This is a genomic window from Streptomyces sp. NBC_01497 (assembly GCF_036250695.1).
GTDB lineage: Bacteria > Actinomycetota > Actinomycetes > Streptomycetales > Streptomycetaceae > Streptomyces.
This window is the reverse complement of record NZ_CP109427.1, coordinates 3435348-3459863: the sequence shown is the minus strand read 5'-3', so window position 1 is coordinate 3459863 and position 24516 is coordinate 3435348. Positions and strand designations below refer to the sequence as shown.

General features: G+C 73.5%; 25 protein-coding genes. 11 read left to right on the top strand and 14 right to left on the bottom strand.

The features are described from left to right. Window positions 1-133 precede the first annotated feature (133 nt). The 3 genes from OG310_RS14755 to OG310_RS14745 form a co-directional block, all read right to left on the bottom strand. On the bottom strand, window positions 134-1843 hold the full coding sequence (locus OG310_RS14755) for a DUF2637 domain-containing protein (RefSeq protein ID WP_329456338.1): 1710 nt from the start codon (window positions 1841-1843) through the stop codon (window positions 134-136). A 239-nt stretch (window positions 1844-2082) separates the two neighbouring features. Continuing rightward, entirely contained in the window at window positions 2083-3045 is a 963-nt protein-coding gene (locus tag OG310_RS14750) for a DUF3558 domain-containing protein (RefSeq protein WP_329456337.1), read from the bottom strand. A gap of 207 nt (window positions 3046-3252) precedes the next feature. Next, window positions 3253-4206, bottom strand: coding sequence for a DUF3558 domain-containing protein (locus OG310_RS14745; RefSeq protein ID WP_329456336.1), 954 nt, complete (start codon window positions 4204-4206; stop codon window positions 3253-3255). A 219-nt stretch (window positions 4207-4425) separates the two neighbouring features. Between OG310_RS14745 and OG310_RS14740 the strand changes: the two genes are divergently transcribed. Continuing rightward, window positions 4426-5619, top strand: a complete 1194-nt coding sequence (locus OG310_RS14740) for an RtcB family protein (RefSeq protein ID WP_329456335.1) — start codon at window positions 4426-4428, stop codon at window positions 5617-5619. A gap of 65 nt (window positions 5620-5684) precedes the next feature. Here OG310_RS14740 and OG310_RS14735 read toward each other — a convergent pair whose 3' ends face one another. Continuing rightward, window positions 5685-6302 (bottom strand): winged helix-turn-helix domain-containing protein, encoded by a 618-nt coding sequence (locus OG310_RS14735; RefSeq protein WP_329456334.1) that lies wholly within the window; start codon window positions 6300-6302, stop codon window positions 5685-5687. Between the two features lie 122 nt (window positions 6303-6424). On the opposite strand from OG310_RS14735, the gene def reads away from it, so the two are divergent. Further along, window positions 6425-7006: a peptide deformylase gene (gene def, locus OG310_RS14730; RefSeq protein ID WP_329456333.1), complete on the top strand. Its 582-nt coding sequence runs from the start codon at window positions 6425-6427 to the stop codon at window positions 7004-7006. A gap of 606 nt (window positions 7007-7612) precedes the next feature. On the opposite strand, the gene OG310_RS14725 is transcribed toward def, so the two are convergent. From OG310_RS14725 to OG310_RS14695, 7 genes are all read right to left on the bottom strand, one after another. After that, on the bottom strand, window positions 7613-7846 hold the full coding sequence (locus OG310_RS14725; protein WP_329456332.1) for a hypothetical protein: 234 nt from the start codon (window positions 7844-7846) through the stop codon (window positions 7613-7615). A gap of 55 nt (window positions 7847-7901) precedes the next feature. Continuing rightward, window positions 7902-8708, bottom strand: a complete 807-nt coding sequence (locus OG310_RS14720) for an SDR family NAD(P)-dependent oxidoreductase (RefSeq protein ID WP_329456331.1) — start codon at window positions 8706-8708, stop codon at window positions 7902-7904. Between the two features lie 401 nt (window positions 8709-9109). Beyond that, window positions 9110-9460, bottom strand: coding sequence for a YnfA family protein (locus OG310_RS14715; protein ID WP_329456330.1), 351 nt, complete (start codon window positions 9458-9460; stop codon window positions 9110-9112). Between the two features lie 143 nt (window positions 9461-9603). Beyond that, entirely contained in the window at window positions 9604-10350 is a 747-nt protein-coding gene (locus OG310_RS14710) for a Mut7-C RNAse domain-containing protein (RefSeq protein WP_329456329.1), read from the bottom strand. 367 nt (window positions 10351-10717) lie between these two features. Beyond that, complete coding sequence (locus OG310_RS14705; protein ID WP_329456328.1) at window positions 10718-11320, bottom strand: GNAT family N-acetyltransferase; 603 nt, start codon at window positions 11318-11320, stop codon at window positions 10718-10720. A 75-nt stretch (window positions 11321-11395) separates the two neighbouring features. Next, window positions 11396-12244, bottom strand: a complete 849-nt coding sequence (locus OG310_RS14700; protein WP_329456327.1) for a helix-turn-helix domain-containing protein — start codon at window positions 12242-12244, stop codon at window positions 11396-11398. 154 nt (window positions 12245-12398) lie between these two features. After that, window positions 12399-12761, bottom strand: coding sequence for an SH3 domain-containing protein (locus OG310_RS14695; RefSeq protein WP_329456326.1), 363 nt, complete (start codon window positions 12759-12761; stop codon window positions 12399-12401). A 388-nt stretch (window positions 12762-13149) separates the two neighbouring features. On the opposite strand from OG310_RS14695, the gene OG310_RS14690 reads away from it, so the two are divergent. The 3 genes from OG310_RS14690 (at window position 13150) to OG310_RS14680 (ending at window position 14813) form a co-directional block, all read left to right on the top strand. Beyond that, window positions 13150-13743, top strand: a complete 594-nt coding sequence (locus OG310_RS14690; RefSeq protein ID WP_329456325.1) for a TIGR03086 family metal-binding protein — start codon at window positions 13150-13152, stop codon at window positions 13741-13743. 256 nt (window positions 13744-13999) lie between these two features. Next, window positions 14000-14404 (top strand): J-domain-containing protein, encoded by a 405-nt coding sequence (locus tag OG310_RS14685; RefSeq protein ID WP_329456324.1) that lies wholly within the window; start codon window positions 14000-14002, stop codon window positions 14402-14404. A gap of 142 nt (window positions 14405-14546) precedes the next feature. Next, the gene (locus OG310_RS14680; protein ID WP_329456323.1) at window positions 14547-14813 is read left to right on the top strand and encodes a GlsB/YeaQ/YmgE family stress response membrane protein; all 267 of its coding nucleotides are present in this window, start codon (window positions 14547-14549) and stop codon (window positions 14811-14813) included. 282 nt (window positions 14814-15095) lie between these two features. Here the strand turns inward: OG310_RS14680 and OG310_RS14675 are convergent, their stop codons facing one another. Further along, window positions 15096-15971 (bottom strand): LLM class flavin-dependent oxidoreductase, encoded by an 876-nt coding sequence (locus OG310_RS14675; protein WP_329456322.1) that lies wholly within the window; start codon window positions 15969-15971, stop codon window positions 15096-15098. A 390-nt stretch (window positions 15972-16361) separates the two neighbouring features. After that, window positions 16362-17381 (bottom strand): aldo/keto reductase, encoded by a 1020-nt coding sequence (locus OG310_RS14670; RefSeq protein ID WP_329460189.1) that lies wholly within the window; start codon window positions 17379-17381, stop codon window positions 16362-16364. Between the two features lie 233 nt (window positions 17382-17614). Between OG310_RS14670 and OG310_RS14665 the strand changes: the two genes are divergently transcribed. From OG310_RS14665 to OG310_RS14650, 4 genes are all read left to right on the top strand, one after another. After that, window positions 17615-18205: a TetR/AcrR family transcriptional regulator gene (locus tag OG310_RS14665; protein ID WP_329460188.1), complete on the top strand. Its 591-nt coding sequence runs from the start codon at window positions 17615-17617 to the stop codon at window positions 18203-18205. Between the two features lie 208 nt (window positions 18206-18413). After that, the gene (gene cbiE / locus OG310_RS14660; protein WP_329456321.1) at window positions 18414-19721 is read left to right on the top strand and encodes a precorrin-6y C5,15-methyltransferase (decarboxylating) subunit CbiE; all 1308 of its coding nucleotides are present in this window, start codon (window positions 18414-18416) and stop codon (window positions 19719-19721) included. After that, a complete protein-coding gene (gene cobM / locus OG310_RS14655) occupies window positions 19718-20464 on the top strand; it encodes a precorrin-4 C(11)-methyltransferase (RefSeq protein ID WP_329456320.1) in 747 nt (248 codons plus the stop codon). The genes cbiE and cobM overlap by 4 nt, the downstream gene beginning before the upstream one ends. Before the next feature lie 277 nt (window positions 20465-20741). Further along, window positions 20742-21584, top strand: a complete 843-nt coding sequence (locus tag OG310_RS14650; RefSeq protein WP_329456319.1) for an LLM class F420-dependent oxidoreductase — start codon at window positions 20742-20744, stop codon at window positions 21582-21584. Between the two features lie 201 nt (window positions 21585-21785). On the opposite strand, the gene OG310_RS14645 is transcribed toward OG310_RS14650, so the two are convergent. Next, entirely contained in the window at window positions 21786-22916 is a 1131-nt protein-coding gene (locus OG310_RS14645) for a cobalt-precorrin-5B (C(1))-methyltransferase (protein ID WP_329456318.1), read from the bottom strand. An 11-nt stretch (window positions 22917-22927) separates the two neighbouring features. On the opposite strand from OG310_RS14645, the gene OG310_RS14640 reads away from it, so the two are divergent. Together OG310_RS14640 and OG310_RS14635 are read left to right on the top strand one after the other, a co-directional pair. Continuing rightward, a complete protein-coding gene (locus OG310_RS14640) occupies window positions 22928-23716 on the top strand; it encodes a cobalt-precorrin-6A reductase (RefSeq protein ID WP_329456317.1) in 789 nt (262 codons plus the stop codon). A gap of 402 nt (window positions 23717-24118) precedes the next feature. Further along, window positions 24119-24367: a hypothetical protein gene (locus OG310_RS14635; RefSeq protein ID WP_329456316.1), complete on the top strand. Its 249-nt coding sequence runs from the start codon at window positions 24119-24121 to the stop codon at window positions 24365-24367. The last annotated feature ends 149 nt before the right edge of the window (window positions 24368-24516 follow it).

Here is a 24516-nt window from a genome sequence, read left to right as displayed (position 1 = left end):
GTCGCCGCGGCCCCGGGGACGCTTGGGCGTTCCCGGGGCCGCGGGGCGTACGGGGTGTGTGGGGCGTACGTGGTGCGAGGGGCACGGCTCGCGCCGCGCCGGTGACCGGAAGCGGTAGCGGTAGCGGTAAGGGCTAGGCGATGTGCTCGGAGTCCAGGTCCTCCTGGAACCTGCGCTGCGCCTCGCGCAGCGGCGCCCGCAGCGTGCTCTCGCTCAGCGGGCCGCCGGAACGGCCCCGGAAGTTGTACATCTCCTGCAGGTAGCGGCCGAACTGCCGCTCGTTGGGCATGTCCTGGTACTCGCTTATGTACTTGCGGAGGGCGTTGTAGTACGCCTCCTCGCGGGGCAGTTCGTCGCCCCCGGCGCGCTCGTCGAGCGGGGCGGGGCCGGACTGCGCACCGGGCTGCGGCGCCGCTTCGGCTTCCCGCGCGGGCTGCCGCCCGCTCCGCTGCCCGGCCCGCTGCTCGTGGTCCTGCGGCTGCTCGTACTCGGGTCCCTGCTCGTACGCCTGGCCCTGTTCGTACTCCGGGCCACCCTGCTCGTACTCCGGGCCCTGCTCGTAGGCCTGACCCTGCGCGTACGCCTGGTCCTGAGCGAGGCCCTGTTCGTACGCCTGGCCCTGGTCGGGGCCCTGGGGCTGCTCGTGGTCGAGCCGCTGCGCGTACTCGGGCCGCTGCTGCCGCTGCGCCGGTATGCCCGGGCCGCCCTGGGGGCGGACCCGGCCGGGTCCGGTCGGCTGCAGCACCGGGGTCGGTTCGAGGCCCTCCACGTACGTGGGGTTGTACGCGCCCTCGTAGGCGCCCTCGGGGATGTTGGGCGCCGCGAACCAGGGGCTGACGTCCGGCTCGGGCTGCCCCTGCTGTTCGGCCCACTCCTGCTGCTGCTGGAGCTGCTGCTCCGTCAGGTCACCCTGCTGCGGGTGCTGTTGGGGGATCTGCCCACCGTAGGGGCCCGGGCCCTGCCCCTGCCCCTGTGACGGCCGGTCGTGCGGTTGCGCCTGGCGCTGCGTCATCGGCGCGCCCTGCTGCGGGAGTTCTGATCCCTGAGGGAAGCCCGGGGCCTCCTTCGTCAGGTCGACGTCACCGGCGACGGGGCGGGGCGCCGTCAGCTCGCGGGCCGCCGCGCCGCCGACCGCCATGCCGATCGCGGGCACCGGGTCGATACCCGCCGCCGCGAGGCCCGCCGACGCCGTGTCCGCGAGCGGCACACCGTACTTGGCGAGCCGCAGCGGCATCAGCGACTCCACCGGGGCCTTCCGGCGCCAGCTGCGGCCGAAGCGTGCCTGGAGCCTCGACTGGTAGATCAGCCGGTCCTGTTCGAGCTTGATGACCTGTTCGTAGCTGCGCAGCTCCCACAGCTTCATCCGCCGCCACAGCAGGAACGTCGGTACGGGCGACAGCAGCCAGCGGGTCAGCCGCACGCCCTCCATGTGCTTGTCCGCGGTGATGTCCGCGATCCGGCCGACCGCGTGCCGCGCCGCCTCGACCGTGACGATGAACAGCAGCGGGATGACCGCGTGCATGCCCACGCCCAGCGGGTCGGGCCAGGCCGCCGCGCCGTTGAAGGCGATCGTCGCGGCCGTCAGGACCCAGGCCGCCTGCCGGAGCAGCGGGAAGGGGATGCGGATCCAGGTGAGCAGGAGATCCAGCGCGAGCAGGACGCAGATGCCGGCGTCGATACCGATCGGGAAGACGAGCGAGAACTCGCCGAACCCCTTGCTCTCGGCGAGCGAACGCACGGCGGCGTACGAGCCCGAGAAACCGATACCGGCGATGATCACAGCGCCGGTGATGACGACAGCGACCAGTATCCGATGCGTCCGTGACAGCTGCATCGCGGCCACGCGCGATCCCCTCCCGTTCTCGTCCTCAGATGCCGACTTGCCGCCCGATGGCGGGGCCGGCGGGGGCCGGCGGGGCAACAGCCTTGCACACACGTACGGAAGACGCGGGCGCGGGAGGAGACGACGGACGTCCGGGCCCGGTCAGTGGGCCCGGACGAACCGCCCAAAGGGGCAGGTGCCGTACGCCGGAGCGCTGTTCTGCGGCGGGGCGCAGGGCGCGGGGCGTACGGCGGCGGGCGTCAGCCCGCCATGCTCGCCTTCGCCGACGAGGAGTCCGAGGGCTTCGGGGCGCCCGACTTGGTGTCCGACTTGGACGGGGACGGTGAGGACGACGCGCCGGGCTTGCCCGGGTCGTGCCCCGCCCCGCCCGACGCCGACTTCGAGGCGCTGGGGGAGGACGACGCCTTGCCCGACCCGGAACCGGAACCCGACCCGGAACCGGAACCCGAACCGGAACCGGATCCCGTGTCGCTTCCGCTGCCCCCGTTCTCGATGCTCTTGAGGGCGTTCTTCGCCGCCGTCACCGCGTCCTTCGTGACCTCGGAGGTGCTGGGCGACTTCTCGCCCTCGAAGCCCGCGCCGTTGTACGTGAGCGAGACCACCACGTTGTCCGTGCGCGCCACGACGGTCGCGTACGAGAAGTCCTCACCCGACTTCGTCAGCCGGTAGGTGACCGAGGTGGCCTGGTCCCCGGCGCCCGTCACCGGCGTGGTCATGACGCTCTTGGCGTCCTGCGTCGTCTGGGCGGCGTCGACCTCGGTCGCGTACTGCTTCGAGGCCTGCGCGTTGCCGGTGCCGAGGGCCGTCTGCGAGTCGAACCGCGACAGCGACACCTCCAGCCAGCGGTACTGCGAGCCGTGGACGCCCTTGTCCTTCAGGCCGTTCCAGGCACAGCTGCTGTGCGCGTTGATGTCCGTCGACGTACCGGCCGTGCCGCCCTTCGGCTTGGCGTCGGGCACGAGGGTGCCGACCGTGTCCGAGCCGACCACCGAGCAGGCGTCCGGCAGGCTCCGGTACTTCGCCGGCGCGACCGAGGGCGAGTGCCCGCCGGACGGGGCGCTGGAGCTGCTGCCGCCGTCCGCGCTGTCCTTGCCGCTCCCGTCACCGCTGCCGGAGCCGGACGAGCAGCCGGCGACGACGAGCAGCGCGGGTACGGCCGCGGCGGCGAGGATGCGGGGGAGTCGCGAGGCTGATCGGCGCATAGTTCCTTCAGTCATTGCTTTCGGTCACGGATTGTCGACGCTCGGGGGCGCGTGGGTCGTCGGTGCACGGTTGTCGTCACGCACCGTACGCACGGGTCGGTGCGTACGGTCCGAGCGGCCACGGTAACCGCCGTGGAGCTCCCGCAGGGCCCCGGTCACCGACCTCGTCCCGTGCGACGTGCCGCCGCCCGGGGGGTGCCGGGAGGGCTACTGGTCGAACTCGTCGGCCAGCGTCTTCGCCAGTGCCTGCGCCCTGTCCTGGAGTTCTTTGCTGTCGGGCACCTCGTCGGAGTGCGTCGGCTGCGCGGTGTACGTGATGGTGACGATCACGTTGGATGTGCGGAACACCACGCTCACGGTCCGGTTCTGGGTGGCCGATCCGGACGGGGCGAGGACGTCGTTCACGAACGCCGCGTCGCCGAGGTCGCTCAGCCGTCGCGGCTGCAGACCGGGTGCGAGCGTGTCGCTGTCGGTGCTCCCCTCCGCGCCCGCTCCCGCGCCGGCGTCCGGCCCACCCGGGGTGCCCGAGGGGGAATTAGACGGTACGTCCGGTGTGTTCGGTGCGCCCTTTGTTCCCGGTGTGCCCGAAGGGTCCGGTGTGCCGGAGGTGTCCGATGGCGACGGTGAGCCCCCGGCGGATGTGCCCGCGCCGTCCCCCGTCGAGGGCGGGGACGCGGAACCCGACACCGGGATGTGCGCGGCCTTCTGCTTCTGCTCGTACACCTGCTTGGCGCGGTCGGCGTCACTGACGGCCGTGTCGTAGGAGACGACACGCTCGATGTCCACGGCCAGCCGGTGCGAGGAGTCCGGTGCGTCGGCCTTCCAACTGCACCCGACCCGGCGGTCCGTGTCGTACGTCACCGCGGGCGTGCCCTGCAGGGCACGTGCCTGCTGGTCGGGGGCGAGGGTGGACACCCCGGGCAACAGGTCCTTGAGCATGGACGCCGGCACGGCGCCGCAGGGCTCCAGCAGGGTGCGGTACTTGCCCGGCGCCGGCAGCGCGAGTGTGGGATCGCCCTGCTTGGCGTCGCTGGGCGAGCCGTCGGCACCACCCCCGGCCGTGCAGCCGCCGGCGAGAAACGCGACGAGCAGAGCCGCCGCGGCGGGCGCCCACAACCTGCGGCGCGCACCGTGGTGCGGCGTGTGCGCGATTCGCAGCACGTGTCCGGAGCCTCCTTGAAGACGGTCTGCGGGCGGTCGAAAAACGTTTGCCGCCCCCGGTCGGTGAGTGGACACAATGTGTATCGCACACGCCGTCGACGCCGCTGGTCGGCCCAGGTGTCCGCGCGCCCCGCGAGCGGCGCGCCCCGCGCGGGGCCCCGGGTGCCGTGCGCCGTGTGCATCGTAATTCTTCGCAGAAAATCGGGGGAATGAGGAACCATGACGTATGTAGAGATTCCGGGTGAGAAGGTTCCGATCCGGATGTGGGCAGATCCTGGGGAGGTCGAGGACGGGGCGATGCGGCAGCTGCGGAACGTCGCGACGCTGCCGTGGATCAGGGGCCTGGCCGTGATGCCGGACGTGCACTACGGCAAGGGCGCGACGGTCGGCTCCGTCATCGCCATGGAGGGCGCGGTCTGCCCGGCGGCGGTCGGCGTGGACATCGGATGCGGCATGTCGGCGGTCAGGACGTCGCTGCGCGCCGGCGACCTGCCAGGGGATCTGTCCCGGCTGCGTTCCCAGATCGAACGGGCCATCCCGGTGGGCCGGGGGCTGCACGACGACCCCGTGAACCCGTCCGCGCTGCACGGTTTCGCGACGGCGGGCTGGGGCGACTTCTGGTCCCGCTTCGGGGGCGTGGCGAACGCGGTGCACTACCGCGAGGACCGGGCGCGGAAGCAGATCGGCACGCTGGGATCCGGTAATCACTTCATCGAAGTATGTGTGGATACGGCCGACGCGGTCTGGCTCATGCTGCACAGCGGTTCCCGCAACATCGGCAAGGAACTCGCCGAACACCACATGGGCATCGCACGGGACCTCCCCTACAACCAGGGACTCGTCGACCGGGACCTCGCGGTGTTCGTCGCCGACACACCCCAGATGCGCGACTACCGCAACGACCTGTTCTGGGCCCAGGAGTACGCGAAGCACAATCGCGCCGTCATGATGCGGCTCTTCCAGGACGTCGTGCGCAAGGAGTTCAAGAAGGCGAAGGTCGCCTTCGAGCCGGTGATCTCCTGCCACCACAACTACGTGGCGGAGGAACGGTACGACGGCATGGACCTCCTGGTCACCCGCAAGGGCGCGATCCGCGCGGGCAGCGGCGACCTCGGCATCATCCCCGGGTCGATGGGGACCGGCTCGTACATCGTGAAGGGGCTCGGCAACAGCGCGGCCTTCAACTCGGCGTCGCACGGCGCGGGGCGGCGCATGAGCCGGAGCGCCGCGAAGCGCCGCTTCTCCGCCGAGGACCTCCAGGAGCAGACGCGGGGCGTGGAGTGCCGGAAGGACTCCGGCGTGGTGGACGAGATTCCCGGCGCGTACAAGCCGATCGAGCAGGTCATCGGCCGCCAGGGCGACCTGGTCGAGGTGGTCGCACGACTCAAGCAGGTCGTCTGCGTGAAGGGCTGACGCGGGGCGCGGAGCGGTACGGAGCGCTGCGGAGTCGAGTCGAGGGGGCGGGGCCCGGCGCCGGCTCAGGCGTCCTGGTCCTGCCCCTCGTCGGCCGTCAGGAGGGGGAAGACGCGGCTGATCGCCGCGACGGCCACCGCGTTCCGGGGGCGGTCGGACGGGGCTTCGCCGCGCGCGGCGTACTTCTCCATGTGCTCCCGCAGGACCGTCGCCAGCTCCGCTGCCTCGCCGGGCGTCACGTACACCACCGCGCTGAACGAGTCCTCCTGGCGCCACTCCTGCGGCGCCCGGGCGCGGTGCGCGAGCCAGCGGTCGTAGCTCTCGTCCTCCAACTCCCTGGTGAGGGCGGTGAAGTCGCCCGCCCGGGCCGGAACGGGCAGATCCTCCCCGGCCGTCGCCGCTGACATCGCCGACGGCCTGTCGTCCCAGCGCAGCCGCCACGGCTTCGCCCGGCCGCCGTCGGTCGGGGCTTCCTCGATCAGTCCGTACCGCGCCAGCTGCCGCAGGTGGAAGGAGCACAGGCCGGAGCTGTACCCGAGGTGGGCGGCGGCCTCGGTGGCGGTGACCGTGCCCCGTTCGGCCAGCAGGTCCAGCAGGCGGACGCGCACCGGGTGGTCGGGCAGCAGGCGGGGCGCGAGTGGAGGCGGGGCGGGGGTGAAACGGGGCAACGGGGCTTGGCTCATTTGCAAAGCGTGCTACTTTGCAAAGGATCGCGCAAGGCGAGGCTGTCTTTAGGGCGCGCCGCCGTGATCCGTACTTCCCGCGCCGTCCGCCCCTACCTCTTCCTTTCCGCGAGGAGCTGTCCATGGCCGAGGCCGAGCCGCGTGGCGCCGTGCGTCCCATCACCCTGGTCGGAGACGACATCCTGCGACGGCGGTGCCGACCCGCCGGCGACGGGGACTTCGGGACGCCCGCGCTCGACGGGCTGATCGAGGACATGTTCGCCACCAACGCCGGCGCCAGGGGCGCCGCCATCGCCGCCAACCAGGTCGGTGTCGATCTGCGGCTGTTCGTCTGGGACATGGACGACGACTGGGGTGTGCGCCACACCGGGCACATCCTCAACCCCGTCCTGGACGACGTCCCGGCCGGTGAGCGCCGGCTCGTCGAGGAGCCGGAGGGCTGCCTGTCGGTGCCCGGGCCCTACCGCGTCGTTCCGCGCACCGATGTCGCCGTCGTGCGCGGCTACGACGCCCGCGGTGAGCCGGTCGTCGTGGAGGGTCGCGGCTACTTCGCCCGCTGTCTTCAGCACGAGACCGACCATCTTCACGGGCGGCTGTACCTGGACCGGCTGGCCAAGCGTGAACGGGCCGCCGTGCTGCGGGAGATGGAGGAGCTGCGGGGTGGCGTGGCCGCGCGGCGGGCCGAACAGCTCCGGCCGCGCTGAGTCCCCGGGGCGGACGCCGTGAACCAGTCACCACCCGCACCGGTTCCGGGCGCCCGCACCCGCACCCGCTCGGGCGCGCCGCATGCGCGGGCCTCGTCGGGGTCGCGCCGGACATGCGAAGGCGCCGGCCTCCTCGCGGAGACCGGCGCCCGTGCTCGCAGGTGTCAGACCAGCCAGCCGACGAAGTGGATGAGGCCGGCGAGGACACCAGTGAGGATGTTCATGGTTCGCTCTCTCCTTGCTGTGTGCTGCCCCGAGGGCGCACGACGTGGGTCAGTTCCCGCCTCGTGGGACAAGGGCGGGAGCGCCGGGACGGTCCGCGGCCGGTCACCTGCGCACCACGAGCATCATCCGTACGGGGGGTCTCACACCAGAAGATTGCCGGTTCACCACCTGAACTGATGATCTCTCGATCATTCGTTCAGTTCGTATGACCACGACGATGGCCGAGGCCGAAGCCGAAGCCAAGGCCAAGATCGGGACACGGGCCGTGGGAAACAGCGACGGGAGACAGGAACAGGGGGGAGAACGGGGAACGGGGAACGGGGGGAGGCGACACGGAGCGCGCGGGCGCGAAGCGCGGCGGCGGACCGGGCACCGCCCGGATCACAGCTCCGTGTCGTGCAGCTTCCTCGCCCGCTCCAGCGCCTTGTCGAAGTCCCGCTGCGTGTCGTCGGCCCAGTGCAGCAGGTCCGCCAGCAGCCTCGTCAGCGTCTCCCCAGGGCTCGACCGCCAGCTCTGCCCGCTGCTCGTGAGGCCGGAGTACGTGTAGGTCTCGACGGCTTCGCCGCCGCGCCTGGCGCCCTCGTCATGGGCGCGCGTGGTGAAGTTGTCGTTCATCGGATACTCCTCGCGTGGATCGTCCCGGCGGGGGCCGGGAGAGCTGACGGCTCCATCAAAGCTCCCTGTGCACCTTGCTGTTGGAGGCCTGGGCGCGCGGCCTGACCACCAGGAGGTCGATGTTGACGTGGCTGGGGCGGGTGACCGCCCAGGTGATCGTGTCGGCCACGTCATCGGCCGTGAGGGGCGCGGCGACCCCCGCGTACACCTTCGCCGCCTTCGCCGTGTCGCCGTGGAAGCGTGTGGTGGCGAAGCCCTCGGTCTTGACCATGCCCGGCGCGACCTCTATCACCCGGACCGGCGTGCCGACGATCTCCAGCCGCAAAGTCTCGGCGAGGACGTGCTCGCCGTGCTTGGCCGCGACATAGCCCGCGCCGCCCTCGTACGTGCCGAGCGCGGCCGTCGAGGAGACGACCACGACCGTGCCGTCACCGCTCGCGGTGAGGGCGGGCAGCAGGGCCTGCGTCACGTTGAGGGTGCCGAGGACGTTCGTCTCGTACATCTGCCGCCACTCGGCGACGACGCCGTCCGCGACCGGGTCGAGCCCGAGCGCCCCGCCCGCGTTGTTGATGAGGACCGTGACCGGGCTGCGGGCCGCGTCGCCGGTGAGGTCCGCCGCGAAGGCGTCCACGGCGGCACGGTCCGTCACGTCGAGCGCCGACGCGCTCGCGCTGCCGCCCGCGGCCGTGATCTCCTCGGCGAGCGCGGCGACGCGGTCCTCGCGGCGCGCGGTCACGACGACGTGGTAGCCGGCGGCGGCGAGCTGCCGGGCGGTCGCCGCGCCGATCCCGCTGCTCGCCCCGGTGACGACGGCGGTGGCGATGGCTGCGGTGGGCCGGTCCGCGGCGGCTGCGGCGCTCATGGAGTCTCCTCGTACAGATGGGTCGGCGGGCCCGAGGGCCCATGTGCCCCAGGATAGGCAGCCGTCCCTCGGGCCACGCCGCGGGTTTGCCGGCGCCCGTGGAGCGCTCGCGCCGGCGCCCTCCGGGGGCCCGCACTCTCGGGCCGACCGGGCCGACCGGGCCGACCGGGCCGACCGGGCCGACCGGGCCGACCGGCCGACCGGGCCGACCGGGCCGCGCAGGCGCCCGCGAGGGTCGGTACTCTCCGTCGCGCGGTGCTTTCGGTACGTGCCGGGACCGGTCCCGGCACGGTGCGTGTGCCCGCCCCGCCCTCGGGTACGTGCGCCGCCCCGGCCGGTACTGGCGGCCCCGGCCGCGGCCGTGGGGGTGCCCGGCGTCGGTCCTCGCGGCGCTTTCCGCGTCAGCGGCCCCGGGGGCCGAACATGATCACCGACATGCCCACGAGGGTGATCAGGGCGCCGGTGATGTCCCAGCGATCCGGCCGGTAGCCGTCCGCGACCACGCCCCAGATGATCGACCCGGCGACGAAGACCCCGCCGTACGCGGCCAGGATGCGGCCGAACTGCCCGTCCGGCTGGAGCGTCGCGACGAAGCCGTACGCGCCGAGGGCCGCGACGCCCGCGACGATCCACGGCCAGCCGCGGCCGCCCGCGTCACCGTCGCCCCGTACGCCCTGCCAGACGAGCCAGGCGCCGCCGATCTCGAAGAGGGCGGCGACCACGAAGAGGGCGGCGGAGCGGAGTACGAGCATGGGCGCAGCGTTTCATGCGCCCCCCGCGGGACGGCGGGCCGGCAGCCGGGAACAACGGGTCCGGGGGGAGGAGGGGGATACGGGGCCGACCCGGGACCTGGCCGGCCGGGGACACGGGGGCGACCCGGGACCTGGCCGGCCCCTCAGGCCGCCGTGCCGTCGCCGAACTCGGCGACCGCCGCCTCCACGATCTGGGCCAGGTGCCGGTGGTGCGCGCCGCGCCAGTAGACGCGTCCGCAGGCGGTGCACCGGGCGAAGACGTCGTACGTCTGCCGCGTGCCGTGCCGGAGCTGCTCCCGCACCTGTGCGTCGTCCTTGTCGGCGGCGCCCAGGGCACCGTTGCACGCCGTGCAGCGGGTCCAGGGGGCGAGCGCGGGGGCGAACCGCTGCAGCACGTCGCGCAGTTGATCGTCCGGGCGGTCGCTGTAGACGTACGCCCCCGCCCAGAGCTCCCGGCGGCGCAGCAGCCCCCGGTCACGGGAGAGCAGCACGCGCCGCTCCCCGGCCGACAGCCTGGCGAGGGCCGGGTCGCCGATGTCCTCGCTCTCGTACGCGACGTCGACCCCGAGCAGGCGAAGGCGCCTGGCGAGGGTGCCGAGATGCACGTCGAGGAGGAAGCGCAGGGGCGCCCCCGGGACGGCCTGGGGGCGGGGCCGCGGCAGTACGTGGACGGACTCGCCGTCGGCCGGGACGTGCGAGACGGGCGCGGGCCGCCCGCCGACGAGCAGCGGGCCCGCCTCCGTGAGCGGGACGCCCAGCGACTCGACGACATGGCCGAGAGTGGAGGAGCCGTCGACGGCGACGTCGGTGACGCCCTGGCGCCGGTCGACGGGCAGGAACAGGCGCAGTTCGGGGGAGACGTCGAAGTGGATCGTCCACGGTCCGTTCACGCCGACAGCATGCCATCGGGCCCGGTGGCATGCCACGGGATTCGGGCGGCCTCAGGCGGCTTCGGACGGCCTCAGGCGGCTTCGGACGGCCTCGGGCGGCCCCGGACGGCGCCGGACGGTACGTGAGCGGTAGGTGAGCGGTACACGTGATCGGTACGGCCCCGGTCGCGCCGCGCGGGGTGGCGGCGGGTCGGTACGCCCCGGTCGCGCCGCGCGGGCGGGCGGCATGGCCGGGCGCGGGGACCCGTGCCCAGAGGCCGCCGCGCAGGGACTCGTACCCGTTCCCGCCCCACGCGTACCTCGGGCGCCGTCCGCGCGTCGGCTGGGCCGGGCCGAGGCGGACCAGGCACCTCCGCACGGGCGGAGGTCACATGGCCGGGTCCGCGGTCACGTGTCCGGATGCGTCCGGATGCGTGTCCGCTCCGGACGCCAGGTCCATCCACCAGTTGTTGCACCGCAGCATGTTCCCCGGCGGGTACTCGAAGGCGCATTCGCCGTGCAGGGTGTAACCCGCCCTGCGGCAGACCGCGTTGGAGCCGGGATTGGTCACCGACGGGAACGCGTGGAGGTAGCGGTGCGAACGCTGGGCGCGGGCTTGCGCGGCGCTCGCACGGGCCGCCGCGGCGGCGATGCCCCGGCCCTGGAAGGCCGGGAGCAGGCCCCATCCCGACTCGTAGACCTCCCGGCCGTCCCAGACGTTCTCCCAGTACCCGACCGTCCCCGCCGAGGGAGCGAGGCCGGAAACGGGAGACGCGTCGCCGTCGGGGAGCAGCACGATCCGGAACATCCGTCCCCTGCGGGGGCTGTCGGCGCTGAGGTCCACGTACCGACGGTGTCTGACCAGCAGTTGCTCGTCCGTCTCGGGGCCCCCGAGGTGGGCCATCAGTTCGGGCGCGTTCATGGCGCGCAGGAGCCCCAGATCGGTCTCGGACCATGCTTCGAGCCGCACCCGGGGTGCCGTCGTCTCCATGCCGAGCCACTGTAGGAGAGGGGTACGACAATCGCCCCGCCCGGAGCGTCGGTCGGCGCCGGTCGGTCCGGGGCCTCAGACGCGGCGGGCGTAAGCGGTCGGCGGCACGCCGACCGTCGCGGTGAAGTCCCGTACGAGATGAGCCTGGTCGCTGTAGCCGAGTTCCGCCGCGAGCGCCGGCCAGTCGACCGCACCGGACGGGCCGCCGGCCTCCGCGCGCTCCAGGGCCTCGTGGATGCGGTAGCGCAGGATGACCCACTTCGGGCCCACTCCCACGTACGCGCCGAACAGCCTCTGCAGTGAGCGGGGTGAGAGCCCCGCGGCCTCGGACAGCCGGTCCACGCGCCGCATCGACCTGTCGTGCCGGACCAGGTCGGCCAGGTCCATGGCCTGTGCCGCGGGCGCGGCGGTGCGGTCGCCGCCACGGTCGCCGCCGCCACCGGCCGTGAGGACATCCAGCAGGTACGTGTCGAGCGCGGTGACCCGCTCGTCCTCGCCGCCGGGACCGAGGACCGCCCCGATGTCGTCGTCCCTCACGGGCATGGCCTCGGCGAGCGGGACCTGCCGGCCGGTCCAGTACGAGACGGGCCTCGCGGGCGAGAAGGGGCGGAAGCCGCCGGGCCTGAACTGGGCCCCGGCGACCCGGCCGCGGCCCGCGAGTTTCTGCACGAACAGGTCGTCGCGGATGCCCGCGACCTCGGCGAACGGCCGGCTCGCCGCGTCCGGGCGATGGAAGACGACGTTGACCGACGGGTGCGGGACGACGTGCGACGCGTACGGCTCGTCGAGGTCCCAGTCGATCAGCCAGTAGTGCTCCAGGTACGGGCGCAACGCGGGCGCGGGCTCGCGCCGGCGGAAGCGTACGCGCGTGAAGAGACCCGCGGCATCGACGATGCCGCGGGTGTCTCGCCGTGGGGCAGCCATACGTCCGATCGTAGGCGCCGAGGAGGAGGAGCGCCGGGGGTACGGACGTGTGTGCTGTGACCCCCGCGAGACGGTGCCGGTCCTCGCGGGGGCCACGTGCGGTGGGTGATCCGGCCACGGCCGGCGCGGCCGGATCACCTGGGTGCGGACCGGGTCAGCAGGTCACATAGGCGACGTGGATCCAGACGCCGGTGCGCCCGCCCCACAGGTCACCCATGTACCAGTTGCCCTGCTGGCCACGGACGTTGATCTTCTGGCCCTTGTTGACCGTGCCGAAGACCTGGTAGTTCTCGCCGGGGCCGCTACGGTAGTTGACCCCGTTGTCGTTGACCGTGCAGGTCACTGCGGCGGCCTGGTGGCTCGGCGCGGCCGCGGGCAGGATGCGGGCGGGGCCGGCCGCCTGACCCGCGGCGACGGCCGAAGCCGCGCCGGCCAGGGTGAGCACGGCGGCGGTGGCGACGGCGGCCGCGAGCGCTCTCGGCGCGAGGTTGCGGCGGTTCGTGGATGTACGGCTCAACTCGGTCTCCTTGATGGAACCTGATCCCCCGTGGCCGGTCGGCCAGTGGATGAGGGAACGCGCGACTACTCGGCGTGTTCTCTCTGTGACTCATTTGACAGGGATCGAGCGGTGCGCCGCCAGAGCACCCGGGGTGGATCACCCGGTCGTGCGGTGGTACGGGGTGGTACGCCGGGCGTTGCCGCGCCCTCGTGCTTCCCGTGGGGGCCGGAGGGCTCCCGTGACGCACGGTGTTCGAGTTTGCGCTGCGCGCTGCCGGGCCATACGGCCGCGCGTTCACGGTGGCTCATTCACGGTGGCTCGTTCACGGTGACGGGTTCGCGGTGGCTCGTTCACGGTGACGCGTTTGTTCAAGACGGGCCGCGGTCCCGCGCCTACCTTCGGGGGCATGAGCGAGAAGATCAGTGACCTTTTGGAGCGCGCGGCGGCCCGCACGGTGCCGGTCGTGCGCGCGATCGAGGACGGGCAGTTGTCCCTGCCCACGCCCTGCGGCGCCTACGACGTGCGGACGCTGGCCGGTCACCTGTACCGGGTGGTGCTCAACTTCCAGGAGCTCGCGGCGAAACGGAACGCGGACTTCACCCAGCAGTCCCTGCCGCTGGAGGGGGACTGGCGGGCCGGCTTCGCCGAGGAGACCCACAGGCTGATCGCGGCCTGGGCGGCGCCCGGCGCCGAGGAGGGCACGACCGGCGCGATGTCCATGCCGGCCCGCACCGTGGGCGCGATGGTCCTCGGCGACCTGGTCGTGCACGGCTGGGACCTGGCCCGCGCGACCGGCCGGCCGTACGAGCCGGCCGCGTCGGACGCCGCGCTCCTCGACGAGGTGGGCGACCGGTTCGCCGAACTGGCGCCGACGGGACGCACGATGGGCGTGTTCGGCCCCGAGGTGCCGGTCGCGGCGGGAGCGCACCCCTTCGAGCGGCTGCTCGGCCTCACGGGCCGCGACCCGCACTGGGCGCCGGAGGTGAAGGCCGTCTCCTGAGCGGGGGCGGCCGCGGCGCCGGGGCTCTGTCCGGCGCGGCTCCGCTGGGTGCCCCCGCCGGACGCGGTTCCCGCGGCGGGGCCCGTGCCGGGCGGCGAGAGGCGGCGGGGGCTTCGCGCGCGGGCCCGGCGAAACTCAGCGAACGCACGAAGCGAACCGAACACGGCGGGGGCTTCGCGCGCGGGCGCGGCCCTCGTAGGCTGGTGTGAGACGTCCCGTCCGTGCGCGCAGTGGCGCTCGCAGAGGAGGCTCACCGATGACCGAACGCAAGCCGCCGGGTGTCACTTTCGAGACCTGGGTGGACCGGCAGATCCGCGAGGCGCAGGACCGCGGTGTCTTCGACGGCCTGACGGGCGCCGGCAAACCGCTCGCAGGGCTGGACAAGCCGTACGACGAACTGTGGTGGATCAAGGACAAGATGCGGCAGGAGAACCTCTCCTACCTGCCGCCCACGCTCGCCCTGCGCAAAGAGGCCGAGGACGCGCTGGTCGCCGCGAAGCGCGCCCCGTCGGAGGGGAAGGTGCGGCGGATCGTCGCGGAGATCAACGAGCGGATCGGCGAACTGCTCGCGAAGCCCCCGCCGGGACCGCCGCTCGGGATCCGGCCGTTCGACGTCGAGGAGATCGTCGGGGACTGGCGCCACCGCAGGTGCGCGGGCTGAGCGGGCGGCCCGTGGCGGGGCCGGGGCCCCTGCTGCCGGGGGCCCGCGGTTCCGCCGCCCGGCTGGAGTGAACCCGCGCCGGGAGGGCACAAGCTCCGACGTAACCCACTGTCAGCAGCAGTGCGGCGAAAAGGGAGCGGACATGGAAATATCGGGCATTATTTCGGCGATCATCATCGGCATCATCATCGGTCTCCTGGGGCGGCTGGTGGTGCCAGGGCGGCAGCACATCGGGGTGCTGTGGACGATTGTCATCGGTATCGTCGCGGCGCTGATCGGGAGCGCGATCGCGTCCGCCGTCGGTGTCGCCGACACGAACGGGGTCGACTGGATCGAATGGATCATCCAGATCGCTCTCGCGGCGCTCGGTATCGCGGCGCTCGACCGCCCGCGGACGCGCCGCCGCTAGTGCGGGGCGCACGGCGCGCGCCTCAGCGTGCCTCTTGTGCGGGCCTATCCGGGAACAGAACGGGCAGACGGCCGTCGAAGATCATTCGGCGGCCGTTTCGCTGTCCCCGCGGCGGGCGGTGAACACGCCGGGCCGCCGCCGGTACTGCCCGCCTCTCGTACTGCCCGCCTCTCGTACTGCCCGCCTCGGGGCCGGCGGCATCCGCTCCCGCCCCGCGCCGGCTGCGTGGGCTCCCCGCACCACCCTCGTGCCGGTGCCCGCTGCCCGGGCCGCGCGTCCGGCCTAGGCGGACGGGCCGATGAGTTCGTCGGCTGCCCACCGCACGACATCGGCGGGGTAGGGCGACGGCAGTCCGAGGACGATGTGCGGGAAGCCCGCGTCGAGTGCCTCCCCGATGGAGTCCCTTGTGGCGCCCGGCTGTTCGTAGGAGACGGGCAGGTGGATCGAGCGGGTGATGGAGGCGGGGTCGCGGCCTATCTCCTCGCAGTAGCGGTCCAGCAGCGCGCCCCGGCTGACGGCGTCGGCGATGTCGCCGCCCGGGATGTTCCACACGTCGGCGTGCTCGACGACCACCCGCAGCGTCGCGGACGAGCGTCCGCCGATGAGGACCGGCGGCCCCGGCCGCTGGACGGGCTTGGGGTTGCAGAACGCCCCGGTGAGCTGGAGGTAGGTGCCGCGGAAGTCGAACGGCTCGTCCTCCGTCCACAACCGCCGGATGACCGTGCAGGCCTCGGCGAGGCTCCCCACGGCGTGCGCGGAGTCGTGGAAGGGCAGGCCGTGCGCCTCGTACTCGCGCCGGGCCAGGGGGTGGCCGGGGCGTGAGCCGGCGCCGATACCGAAGTCGAGCCGCCCGCCCGAGACGGCGTCGACGGTCGCGGCGATCTTGGCCAGCATCGCGGGCGGCCGGAACCGGTTGCTGGTCACCATCACACCGAGCCGCAGCCGTCGGGTGTGGGCGGCGAGGGCCGAGAGCAGCGTCCAGCCCTCGAAGGCGGGGCCGGCCGGGTCGCCGCCGATCGGCATGAGGTGGTCGAACAGCCAGGCGTGCTCGATCTCCGGGACCGTGTCCGCCTCGCGCCAGACGCGCAGGATGTCCTGGTAGCCGACCTGCATGGGGGCGGTCATGATCCCGAAGCTGGGCCGGGGTGTGTGCGACATGGAATCGTTGCTCCTTATCGATAGCGGCCGCGCGCTCGGGCCGCGCACGGGAGGGACCGGGGGCCGGCGGGGCCTGCCGTGCGGGGCAGCCCGTTCGGTCACCGGTGCGGTCGGTTCGCCGGTCAGCGGTACGGGCGGTCGCCGGTCAGCGGTGCGGACGGTCGGCGGGTCGCGGTATGGACGGTCAGTGGTGCGGGCGGTCGGCCGTGCGGCAGTCCGGATGCTCACTGGCCCCGGCCCCTTCCCCGGCCCCTTCCCCGGCCCCGGCCCCTGCCCCTGCCCCGGCGTCCGGCCGCTCACGGGTCCCGGAGCGGAATGCCGGGCGACCCCCGGAGCGGGACGCTCACCGACCCGGAGTGCGGACGCTCACCGGCCGCGGGGCCCGGACGCTCAGCGGCGCCGCAGCGACGGGTCGAGCAGGGCGGGCGGGGTGTCGAGCTTCTCGTGTGCGGCGAGGTCGGTGCCGGGGGCGACGACGGCGTCGATCGCGTCCAGCACGTCGGCGCTGAGCACGGTGTCCGCGGCGGCGAGTTGCGCGTGCAGGTGGTCCAGGGTGCGGGGGCCGATGAGCGCGCTGGTCACGGCGGGGTGCGCGGTGACGAAGCCGAGCGCCAGTTGGATCATCGTCAGCCCGGCCTCGTCGGCGATCCCGGCCAGCCGCTCGACAGCGTCGAGCCGTGCGCGGTTGGCGGCGAGGGTGGTGTCGAAGCGCTCCGGCATGAGCTGTGACCGGTTGGTGGTGACTTCCCGGCCCTCGCGGACCGCGCCCGAGAGCCAGCCGGACGCGAGCGGGCTCCAGGCGAGCACGCCGAGTCCGTACTGCTCGCTCACCGGGAGCACATGGGTCTCGATCCCGCGCTGCAGGATGGAATAGCTGGGCTGCTCGGTGACGTAGCGGCCCAGGTGGTGCAGGTGGGCGGCCCACTGGGCCTGCACGATGCGGTACGCGGGGTACGTGGAGGAGCCGAAGTAGCGGATCTTGCCCGCGCGCCGCAGGTCGGTCAGGGCCGAGAGGGTCTCCTCGTCGCTGGTGCTCGGGTCCCACCGGTGGATCTGGTAGAGGTCGACGTGGTCGACACCGAGGCGGCGCAGGCTGTTGTCCAGTTCGGTGACCAGCCAACGGCGTGATCCGCCGCGGTGGTTGCGTTCGTCGCCCATCGGCATGGCCGCCTTCGTGGCCAGCACGATGTCGTCACGGCGACCGGCGATCGCCTTGCCGACCATCTCCTCCGACTCGCCGCCGCCGTACAGGTCGGCGGTGTCGATGAGGTTGACGCCGCCCTCCAGAGCGGCGTCGACGATCGCGGTCGCGTCGTCCTGGGTGGTGCGTCCGATCCTGCCGAAGTTCATCGTGCCGAGCGCGAGAGAGCTGACGTGTACACCGGTACGGCCCAGGGTGCGGTACTGCATGGCGTTGTCCTCCATGAGGGCGAGGTGAGAGGCGTGAGGGTGGTTCGAGGTCGTCGCGTGCGGACGCCGTGCGGCGGGCGGTGCGGTGCGGCGGGTGAGGTGGCCGCCGGGCTCCCGCTCTGACATCATGAACAAACGGAACCTCGCTCCGCTAACAATACGGAACGTTGCTCCGCTTATGCAAGTCCCATGGTGGAAGGAGTGCCGCGGTGAGTGACGCGGTGAGCGGCTCGGTGAATGGCGGAAACGAGGGCGCGGCGCGGACCGGCCGGTCCAAGAGGGCGGACGCCCGGCGCAACGAGGGCACGCTGCTCGACGCCGCCGCGGCGATCTTCGTCACGTCGGGGGTGGAGGCGCCGGTACGCGACATCGCGGCCAGGGCCGGCGTCGGGATGGGCACCATCTACCGCCACTTCCCGACCCGGGCCGACCTGATCATCGCCGTCTACCGGCACCAGGTGGAGGCCTGCGCCGAGGCCGGTCCCGCCCTGCTGGAGAGCAGCGCGAGTCCGCACGCCGCCCTGGGCCGGTGGATCGACCTCTTCGTCGACTTCCTGGTCACCAAGCACGGGCTCGCCGCCGTGCTGCAGGCCGACAACGCGGGCTTCGAGACGCTGCACACCTACTTCCTCGACCGCCTCGTGCCGGTGTGCACCCGGCTGCTCGACGCCGCGGCCGCCGCCGGCGAGATCCGGTCCGACGTGGCCGCCTACGACCTGATGCGCGGCGTCGGGAACCTCTGCATCGGCGCCGAGAGCGATCCCCGCTACGACGCGCGCCGGCTGGTCGGGTTCCTCGTCGCGGGCCTGCGGCCACCGCGCTGACCGCGCGGGCGGCGGGTCCGTGCCCGCCGGGGCACCCGGGAGGCGGCGCGGGGACGCCCGGCCGGCACGGGAAGACGCCCAGGTAGATTGACCGGGCGGACCGGCCGGCCCCGCACGCCGTACCGCGCTCACCCCCGCGCGTACCGCGAGGCACCGCCCGGCCCCCGCGTGTGCCCCCGCCCCGACCCCGCTGCGCAAGGTGACCCGCATGACGCCCCCCGCCGAACACATCACCGTCGTCGGGGTCGGCGCCGACGGGTGGGCCGGTCTGGCCGAACCCGCGCGGCGGGCGCTCCTCGACGCCGACGTCGTGATCGGAGCGCCGCGCCAGCTCGGCCTGCTGCCACCGCAGGCGCGGGCCGAGCGCGTCGCGTGGCCCTCGCCGCTGCGGCCCGCGGTACCCGGGCTGCTCGCCGCGCACACTGGGCGGGCGGTGTGCGTTCTGGCCAGCGGCGATCCGCTGCACTACGGCATCGGGCGGGCGCTCGTGGAGAGTGTCGGCGCGCGGCGGCTGCGTGTCCTGCCGCATCCGTCCTCAGTGGCGTACGCCTGTGCGCGGCTCGGCTGGCCGCAGGAGGACGTGGAGGTGATCAGCGCGGTGGGCAGGCCCCTGGACCGCGTCTCGGCCGCCCTCCACGACGGTCGGCGGCTGCTGGTTCTCAGCGCGGACGCGACGACCCCCGCCGCCGTGGCGGGACTCCTGCGGGAACGCGGCTACGGCCCGAGCGAACTGCACGTGCTGGAGCGGCTGGGCGACGACGCACACGAGCGGCACGTACAGGCGAGCGCCGACACGTGGGACGAACCGCCGGGCGACCCGCTGAACATCGTGGCCGTCGGATGCCGCCGCGCGCCCGGTGCCGGGCGCCTCGGTGCCGTACCCGGACTGCCCGACACCGCGTACGAGCACGACGGCCAGCTCACCAAGCGGTACGTGCGCGCCGCGACGCTGGCGGCCCTCGCGCCCGCGCCCGGCGAACTGCTCTGGGACATCGGCGGCGGCTCGGGCTCCATCGGCATCGAGTGGATGCGGACACATCCCGCCTGCCGCGCGGTGACGGTCGAACGGGACCCCGTCAGGGCGGAGCGCATCGGCCGCAACGCGCGCGTGCTGGGCGTGCCCGGCCTGACCGTCGCCCCCGGCGCGGCCCCCGGGGCCCTGGCCGCGCTGCCGGGCCCGCCCGACGCGATCTTCATCGGCGGGGGCCTGACCACGCCCGGCCTGCTTCAGGCGTGCTGGGCGGCGCTCGCGGACGGCGGCCGGCTGGTCGCGAACACGGTGACGCTGGAGTCGGAGGCGCTGCTCGCCCGCTGGTACGGGCGTCACGGCGGCGAACTCGTGCGGCTCGCCGTCGCGTCGGCGGTGCCGGTGGGCGGATTCACGGGATGGCGGCAGGCGATGCCCGTGACGCAGTGGTCCGTCACCAAGGCGGCCACGGAACCAGTCGCGGGGACCACCGGCGAGACGGCCGCGAGGGCACTCACCCCCCGCACGGACACGGGAGATACGGCATGACGGTCTACTTCATCGGAGCGGGCCCCGGCGCCGCCGACCTGATCACCCTGCGGGGCGCGCGGCTGCTCGCCCGGTGCGGGGTGTGCCTGTACGCGGGCAGCCTGGTGCCGCGCGACCTGCTGGCGGAGTGCCCGGACGACGTCCGCCTCATCGACACGGCGCAGCTGGACCTGGACGAGATCACGGAGGAACTCGTCCGCGCGCACCGCGAGGGGCACGACGTGGCCCGGCTGCACTCCGGCGATCCGTCGCTGTTCAGCGCCGTCGCCGAGCAGATGCGACGGCTCGACGCCGCCGAGGTGCCCTACGAAGTGGTCCCCGGCGTACCGGCGTTCGCGGCGGCCGCCGCGGCGCTCAAGCGGGAACTGACGGTCCCGACGGTCGGCCAGACGGTGATCCTCACGCGCGTCGCCCAGCAGGCCACGCCCATGCCGCCGGGCGAGGACCTGGCGACCCTCGGCGCGAGCGGCGCGCTCCTCGTCCTGCATCTCGCGGCACGGTACGCGGAGCGCGTCGCCGCCGAACTCCTGCCGCACTACGGGGCCGACTGCCCGGCGGCGGTCGTCGCGATGGCGAGCCGCGAGGACGAACTCGTCCTGCGCGGCACGCTCGGTGACATCGCCGGGCAGGTACGCGCGGCGGGCGTGACGAAGACAGCGGTCATCGTGGTGGGCCGCACCCTCGGCGCGACGGGCTTCCGCGACAGCCACCTCTACTCGACGCAGCGCTCCCGCACCCGCTGAGGGGGGCTGTCGGGTCGCCGGCCCGCGTCGGGTCACCGGCCGGGCGGGCGCCGGCTCGCCCACCGGCGAAGGCGTCGGCGAACGGTCAGGGACGGAAGCCGGAACGATCGCCGCAGCCGTCGGCCCGCACCGTGGGGAGCCGGAAACCACCGCGGTGGGGACCTCGGTCCGACGGTCGCCGACCCGGCTCCGGCGCGGTCCCGGTGCCGCCCCTCGCGCACCGCCGGAAGTCTCCGAGGACCGGGCGCCCTTCGGACAGTTGCCCTAGCGTGAGGGCATGCGCTTCGCCTTCAAGACGTCTCCGCAGAACACGACATGGGACGCGATGCTCGCGGTGTGGCGGGCAGCGGACGACATCGAGCTCTTCGAGTCCGGCTGGACGTCCGACCACTTCCGCGCGACGAACACCCCCGACCCGTCCTGTCCGCGGCTGGAGGGCTGGACCACACTGACCGCGCTCGCCCAGGCGACCCGGCGACTGCGCCTGGGCACGCTGGTCACCGGCATCCACTACCGTCATCCGGCGGTGCTGGCCGCCATGGCGGCCACGCTCGACATCATCTCCGGCGGCCGGCTGGAACTCGGCATCGGGACCGGCTGGAACGAGGAGGAATCCGGGGCCCACGGAATCGAGCTGGGCACTCCCGGCGAGCGCAGCGACAGGTTCGAGGAGGCCTGCGAGGTACTCACCGCCCTGCTCTCACCGCAGGAGACGACCACGTTCCGGGGCAGGTACTACGAACTGACCGACGCGCGCTGCGAGCCCGGGCCCGTACAGCGGCCCCATCCGCCGATCTGTGTGGGCGGCAGTGGTGAGAAGCGCACGCTGCGCACCGCGGCCCGGTTCGCCCAGCACTGGAACTTCGACAACGGAACGCCCGAGCAGTTCGCCCGTGCGCGGGACGTGCTGCACCGGCACTGCGCCGACATCGGGCGCGATCCGGCCGAGATCGTGGTGTCCGCGCAGGTGCGGTTCACCGGCGATCCGGAGAGGACCGCCGCGACCGCCGCCGCTCTGGGCGCGGCGGGCGCGGACCTCGCGATCGTCCAACTGACCCCTCCGTACACACCCGCGGTGCTGGAGCCACTGGCGAGCGCGCTGTCCACCGCGCTGTCCTGAGGGGCATGAGGGGCATGAGGGCCTGAGGACGGGCCGGCATCCCGCTCGGCGGCGGGGCACCGTCCGCTGCGGCGGCAGCCGCTCCCACGGGGATCGGCGCCATGACACCCGTTGCCATGACGTCGGTTCCCGGCACTCGTTCGCACGACGTCCGCTTCGGCGGCGGTCGCCGTCGTCTCGCACGGAGGCGCCCACCGGCCCTCAACGAGTCTCGGCGCGGCCCACGATCGCCCCCGCGCGGTCGATGCAGATCACGTCGACCGTCACGCCCGACCCGCGCAGGACGCTCAGGGCCTCGTCCCTCGCGCGGGCCGCCACCGCGTTGCCCAGGGGGATGTTCTCCGCCTCGCACAGGCGCAGTGCCTCCAGGCCCGTGTTGGCCCTCGCCACGCGCCCGGCCAGGTCGGTGGAGCCGCCGGCCGCGCGGGCGAGTTCGCCGAGCAGGTCCTTGTTGACCTGGGAGCGCGCGGAGTGCAGGTCGAGGTGGCCGGCCGCCAGCTTCGAGAGTTTGGCGAAGCCGCCGCAGAGAGTGAGCCGGTCCACCGGGTGGCGGCGCACGTATTTGAGGACCGCGCCCGCGAAGTCGCCCATGTCGAGGAGCGCGTCCTCGGGGAGCCCGTAGACCTCCGTGACGGTCCTCTCCGACGTCGAGCCCGTGCATCCGGCGAGGTGGGTGCGGCCGGCCGCGCGCGCCACGTCGACGCCGCGCCGGATCGAGTCGATCCACGCCGAGCAGGAGTACGGCACCACGATGCCCGTCGTCCCGAGGATGGACAGGCCACCGAGGATGCCGAGCCGGGGGTTCCAGGTCGAGCGGGCGATCTCCTCGCCGTCGTCGACGGACACCGTGATCTCGGCGTCGGCGGCGCCGATGCCGTGGGCGGCGGCGACCTCGGCCAGGTGCTCGGTCATCATGCGCCGCGGCACCGGGTTGATCGCCGGTTCGCCGACCTCCAGCGGCAGTCCAGGCCGGGTCACCGTGCCGACGCCGGGTCCGGCCAGGAACACCACGCCCGCGCCCGGGGCCAGCCGTCGTACGGTCGCGCGCACGAGTGCCCCGTGGGTGACGTCCGGGTCGTCGCCCGCGTCCTTGATCACGCCCGCGGTGGCCGCGCTGCCGTCGGCCGCCCGGTCCTCCACGGCAAGGGCGAACGCCGGCCGCTGCCCGCGCGGCAGGGTGATGGTGACCGGGTCGGGGAAGTCGCCGGACAGCAGGGCCGTGTACGCGGCGGTGGCCGCCGCCGTCGCGCAGGCCCCGGTCGTCCAGCCGGGCCGCAGGCCGGTGTGTTTGAGTTGGGCGTCCCGGCCACCGCCGCGCGCCGGCTCAACCATGGAGGCCCCCGATGCGCCACGTGCTGATCCTCGGCGGTACGACCGAGGGTCGAAGCCTCGCCGAGGCACTGGTCGCGGGTGCTCCGCCGGGCACGAGCGAGCGTCCGCGGAACGACGTGGTGTACCCGCTGCGCGTCACCAGTTCCCTCGCGGGCCGCGTCGCGCGTCCCGTACTGCCGCCCGGGGAAGTCCGCGTCGGCGGCTTCGGAGGGGCGCAGGGGCTGGCCGCCTGGTTGCGGGAGCACGATGTGGACGCGCTCATCGATGCCACTCATCCCTTCGCCGAGACCATGACCGCTCACGCGGCCTTGGCTGCCGCCACCTGCCATGTTCCCCTGCTCCGCCTGCGGCGGCCCGGCTGGGTACCCGTGGAGGGGGACGACTGGCGTCCGGTCGCGTCCTTGGAGGCGGCAGCACAGGCCCTGGCCGACGGGCCCTGGGAGCGGGTGTTCCTGACCACGGGGCGGATGGGGCTGGCGGTGTTCGCGCACCTGGACCGGCTGCGCTTCCTCGTCCGGTCCGTGGATCCGCCGGAACCCCCTTACCCCCGGCTGCTGGACACGGTCCTCGACCGGGGCCCCTTCACCCTGCACGGGGAACGGGAACTGCTGCGGCAGTACGCCATCGACGTGGTCGTCACGAAGGACAGCGGCGGGGCCGCCACCGCCGCCAAGCTCGCCGCGGCGCGCGAGGCCGGACTGCCGGTGGTCATGGTGCGGCGGCCGGCGACGCCCGAGGGGGTCGAGACGGCGGCCTCGGTCGCCGGCGCCTTCGACTGGCTGCGCCGCCGTTTCGCCTGAGGACGCGGCGGGCCCGGCTTGGCTGTCCCCTGCCGAGAACATCACCGGCCGCCCCGCCTGTCAGCGACTGACACGGTCCGTCCCCGTGCGCACGGCGCTCGGCGGGCCACGGGCCGCGACCGGCAGCAGATCCGCGAGCGGCACCGGGTCCGCGACCGGCCCCGCCTTCGCGCGCGGCGGCAGATCCCCGCCGGGGAGCCATGGCCCGGATGTGCCCGGAACGCCGCCGTCGGGCGGTGGCCGCGGGCATCCATGACGCGTGATCAAGTCTTGCGCGAAAGGGGTGAAAATCCGCTCGTAATATACGGCTTGGCCGTCTCCCCTCACGGACCGTGGCACGGGTGGCCCGCAGGATGCCAGGAGTTCACCACCAACGGACAGGCGGAAAAGATGATCAGGAAAATGAGTGTTCTCGCAGCGGCCGCAGGCGGTCTCGTTCTCGCGACCGCGGGCTTGGCCGCCGCCGACTCGGACGGCCATGGCGCTCACGGCGGGAACACCGGCGTCGTCTGCGCGGCCAAGGACACGGGAGTCTCGAACATCTGCGGGAACACGAACACCTACAAGCCCGTCCTCCTGGACAACCTGCTCAGCCTGCTCTCCCCGCATCCCTATGACGGCGGCATCAGCGGCGGCGGAGGCAACAACTGACCTGGCACGCCATGCGGGGCCCCCGCCCGGCCGACAGCGGCCGGACCGGGGATGTGCGGGGTGTGAGACGGGTGCGGGCCGGGCCGGGCAGCGAGTGCTCCCGGCCCGCACCGTTCGGGAGTACGGGGTCCGTTCGGCCGGGCCCTGAC

Excerpts from the sequence above, each read along its gene's own strand:
- OG310_RS14700 (WP_329456327.1), bottom strand. The coding sequence starts at position 12,244 with ATGGCTGCCCCACGGCGAGACACCCGCGGCATCGTCGATGCCGCGGGT.
- OG310_RS14640 (WP_329456317.1), top strand. The coding sequence starts at position 22,928 with ATGCGCCACGTGCTGATCCTCGGCGGTACGACCGAGGGTCGAAGCCTC.
- OG310_RS14680 (WP_329456323.1), top strand. The coding sequence starts at position 14,547 with ATGGAAATATCGGGCATTATTTCGGCGATCATCATCGGCATCATCATC.
- OG310_RS14685 (WP_329456324.1), top strand. The coding sequence starts at position 14,000 with ATGACCGAACGCAAGCCGCCGGGTGTCACTTTCGAGACCTGGGTGGAC.
- def (WP_329456333.1), top strand. The coding sequence starts at position 6,425 with ATGGCCGAGGCCGAGCCGCGTGGCGCCGTGCGTCCCATCACCCTGGTC.
- OG310_RS14705 (WP_329456328.1), bottom strand. The coding sequence starts at position 11,320 with ATGGAGACGACGGCACCCCGGGTGCGGCTCGAAGCATGGTCCGAGACC.
- OG310_RS14670 (WP_329460189.1), bottom strand. The coding sequence starts at position 17,381 with ATGCAGTACCGCACCCTGGGCCGTACCGGTGTACACGTCAGCTCTCTC.
- cobM (WP_329456320.1), top strand. The coding sequence starts at position 19,718 with ATGACGGTCTACTTCATCGGAGCGGGCCCCGGCGCCGCCGACCTGATC.
- OG310_RS14635 (WP_329456316.1), top strand. The coding sequence starts at position 24,119 with ATGAGTGTTCTCGCAGCGGCCGCAGGCGGTCTCGTTCTCGCGACCGCG.
- OG310_RS14750 (WP_329456337.1), bottom strand. The coding sequence starts at position 3,045 with ATGCGCCGATCAGCCTCGCGACTCCCCCGCATCCTCGCCGCCGCGGCC.
- OG310_RS14645 (WP_329456318.1), bottom strand. The coding sequence starts at position 22,916 with ATGGTTGAGCCGGCGCGCGGCGGTGGCCGGGACGCCCAACTCAAACAC.
- OG310_RS14735 (WP_329456334.1), bottom strand. The coding sequence starts at position 6,302 with ATGAGCCAAGCCCCGTTGCCCCGTTTCACCCCCGCCCCGCCTCCACTC.
- OG310_RS14650 (WP_329456319.1), top strand. The coding sequence starts at position 20,742 with ATGCGCTTCGCCTTCAAGACGTCTCCGCAGAACACGACATGGGACGCG.
- OG310_RS14715 (WP_329456330.1), bottom strand. The coding sequence starts at position 9,460 with ATGCTCGTACTCCGCTCCGCCGCCCTCTTCGTGGTCGCCGCCCTCTTC.
- cbiE (WP_329456321.1), top strand. The coding sequence starts at position 18,414 with ATGACGCCCCCCGCCGAACACATCACCGTCGTCGGGGTCGGCGCCGAC.
- OG310_RS14720 (WP_329456331.1), bottom strand. The coding sequence starts at position 8,708 with ATGAGCGCCGCAGCCGCCGCGGACCGGCCCACCGCAGCCATCGCCACC.
- OG310_RS14725 (WP_329456332.1), bottom strand. The coding sequence starts at position 7,846 with ATGAACGACAACTTCACCACGCGCGCCCATGACGAGGGCGCCAGGCGC.
- OG310_RS14675 (WP_329456322.1), bottom strand. The coding sequence starts at position 15,971 with ATGTCGCACACACCCCGGCCCAGCTTCGGGATCATGACCGCCCCCATG.
- OG310_RS14690 (WP_329456325.1), top strand. The coding sequence starts at position 13,150 with ATGAGCGAGAAGATCAGTGACCTTTTGGAGCGCGCGGCGGCCCGCACG.
- OG310_RS14740 (WP_329456335.1), top strand. The coding sequence starts at position 4,426 with ATGACGTATGTAGAGATTCCGGGTGAGAAGGTTCCGATCCGGATGTGG.